Here is a 2702-nt window from a genome sequence, read left to right on the forward strand (position 1 = left end):
CCGTTGTACAACGAGGTTTGAGAACGCCCACAGGACCGTTCTTCGCGAGGTTCTTTATCGATATCATCCTTGGTTTGGCTGCCGAGTTTGCGTTCATGGGGCCGTCGACAAGGCTGGCGATGTCGCCTTCCGCTGCACGCTGGATGGATCGCAAGCAGATCGTTGGCTGGAGGTTCCAGCATGGATGTTCGACCGGACGGCATGCCCTGAGGCGGAGCTTTTGGCAGCTCGGCCATTTGTCAGCATAACCGCACTTGCAGCGTTTTCAGCGCTTCTCGATCTGGCGTTGATGGATCGAACGTCATCAGCTGCTCTGCTTTCTAGCGCATCCAGAGCCTCTCACGACCAGAATCGGGGAGAGACCCATGTCACGGCAGACGGCAATGCCAGGGAGCGGATACCGACACAATCGACAACCGCGGCCGCAGCAGCAGATGGATCTGTTCGGGAGCGGCCTTTCGAACGGCGCCATCGGCGCACCAGCATGGCTGGAGCTGCCGGCGGAAGCTCGGGCGGCCCTCACAAGCCTGATGACGCAGTTGATCGTCGACCATGCTGCGATGACAGCGACGCCGCCCGCGAAGGAGGTCGGTCATGATCTCTGACAAGGTCAGGCCTCATCATCTGGAGCGCAAGGCGATTCTTTACGTGCGTCAATCCTCGGCACATCAGGTGTTGCACAATCGCGAGAGCAGCGCGTTGCAATACGCCATGCGGGACCGGCTGACGGCGCTCGGTTGGTCTGAGATCGAAGTGATCGATGATGATCTCGGTCGTTCAGCCGCCGGCGGGGTCCAACGCGCTGGTTTTGAGCGGATGGTAGCGGAGGTTTGCCTCGGTAAGGTCGGTGCAGTTTGCGCCCGCGAGGTCTCGCGGTTCGCTCGCAACAGCCGGGATTGGCAGCAACTCATCGAGATGTGCCGCGTGGTCGACACCGTTCTGGTCGATCAGGAGACCATCTATGCGCCAAGGCACGGCAACGACCGCCTGCTGCTCGGGCTCAAGGGTAGCCTCAATGAGTACGAGCTGGATCTGTTGCGCCAGCGCTCGCTCTCGGCCCGCTATGAGAAGGCGCGCCGGGGCGAGTTGATTGTGGCGGCGCCCGTCGGCTTCGTGAAGGCCGGCGACCGCTATGAGAAAGATCCGGATCAGCGCGTCCAGGAAGCGATCCAGTTGGTGTTCGACAAGGTCGAGGAACTGGGCAGTGCCCGACAGGCGCTCTGCTGGCTCCACGAGTACAATCTCGATCTGCCGGTGAAACAGTCCAACGGCGACACAGCCTGGCGGCGACCGAGTTACTCCGCCATCCACCGGATCATTGAGAACCCGGTCTACGGCGGCGCCTATGCCTATGGTAAGACGGCTGTGGCGGCAGGATACACCGCCGAGGGCGTGACCGTGAAGATCCGCCGCAAGACGCGGAACGAATGGTTGACGTTGAAGCCTAATACCCACGACGGGTATGTGAGCTGGGAGAGGTTCGAGGCGATCCGCGCGATGATCAGCAGCAACGTTCCCACTGGTCGGCATCACGGCGCGCCCAAGCATGGAGACGCGCTGCTGGCCGGTCTGATCCGGTGCAAGCGCTGCGGCCGCAAGCTCACACTCCGGTACTCAGGCATGAAGCACCATATCCCGCGCTACAGCTGCAGCCGCGCTTGGATGGACAATGGCGGCCCTCACTGCATCGCCTTCGGAGGATTGCGCGTCGATGATGCAATAGAGGAAGCACTGCTTGGCGTTGTCGGCCCAGGCGCTATCGCCGCTGCAACCGCTGCCGCCAAGGGAGCCAGGGAACGCCGCGATCAGGTGCGCGATGCTCTCAATCGCGACCTCGAGGCGGCGCGCTATGCCGCCGACAGGGCTTTCCGGCAATACGATGCCGCTGACCCCGCGAACCGGCTGGTGGCGAGTGAGCTGGAAGCGCGCTGGAACAGGGCGCTCGCTCACGTGGCGGAGGTCGAGGGCAAGATCGCCATGCATGATGCAGTGACGTCCGCGCCCATTGCTGATCCAGCTTCGCTCAGCGTTCTTGCCTCGAACCTCAAAACGGTCTGGGATGCGCCGACGACGGATGCTCGCCTCAAGAAGCGCATTGTACGCACCCTCGTCCATGAGGTCGTGGCCGATATCGACGACGCGGCTTCCGAGATCGTTCTCATCGTCCACTGGGTGGGTGGTGCCCACAGCGAGTTGCGCTTGCCCAAGCGCCGGCGCGGACAGCGCAACAGCACCTCTGCCGATATTATCCAAGCCGTGCGTCAACTGGTGCTGATCGCCAGCGACGATCTGATTGCCGGCCTCCTCAACCGAAACGGCCTCAAGACAGGCAACGGCAATCGCTGGACCCGCGAGCGCGTCACATCAATGCGCTCGAGCTACCACCTCCCGGTGTTCAAGCCCGCCGATGACGGGATCGAACCCTGGCTCAACCTTAGCAACGCCGCAAAGCTCCTGAAGATCGCGCCCAAGACGCTCCGGCTGGCCGCTGAAGCCGGCGAAATCGAAGCCTTCCATCCGCTATCGGACGGCCCGTGGATCTTCGCCCGCGCCTCGCTGATAACAACTGCCGCTCAATCTATCGCCGAACGAGCGCGACAGAACCCAAGATACCCCACGGGATCGCATCCCAATCAGCAAAGTCTCTTCTCTACAACAACATAGACAGATGGGTGTTCTGATGCGCGGTTGTAGAAGTCGAG

The 2702-nt window shown here is 62.0% G+C and carries 3 protein-coding genes; all 3 read left to right on the forward strand.

Annotated elements, in window-relative coordinates; all coding sequences use genetic code 11:
- On the forward strand, positions 1–248 hold a 248-nt coding region (locus IVA82_RS14070), incomplete at its 5' end, for a hypothetical protein (RefSeq protein ID WP_247493332.1).
- Positions 249–434: 186 nt separating this feature from the next.
- On the forward strand, positions 435–605 hold the full coding sequence (locus tag IVA82_RS14075; RefSeq protein WP_247349117.1) for a hypothetical protein: 171 nt from the start codon (positions 435–437) through the stop codon (positions 603–605).
- Positions 595–2664, forward strand: coding sequence for a recombinase family protein (locus IVA82_RS14080; RefSeq protein WP_247493333.1), 2070 nt, complete (start codon positions 595–597; stop codon positions 2662–2664). Before IVA82_RS14075 ends, IVA82_RS14080 begins: the two co-directional genes overlap by 11 nt.
- Positions 2665–2702 lie beyond the last annotated feature (38 nt).

The sequence above is a fragment of the Bradyrhizobium sp. 142 genome (genome assembly GCF_023074015.1).
Taxonomy (GTDB): domain Bacteria; phylum Pseudomonadota; class Alphaproteobacteria; order Rhizobiales; family Xanthobacteraceae; genus Bradyrhizobium.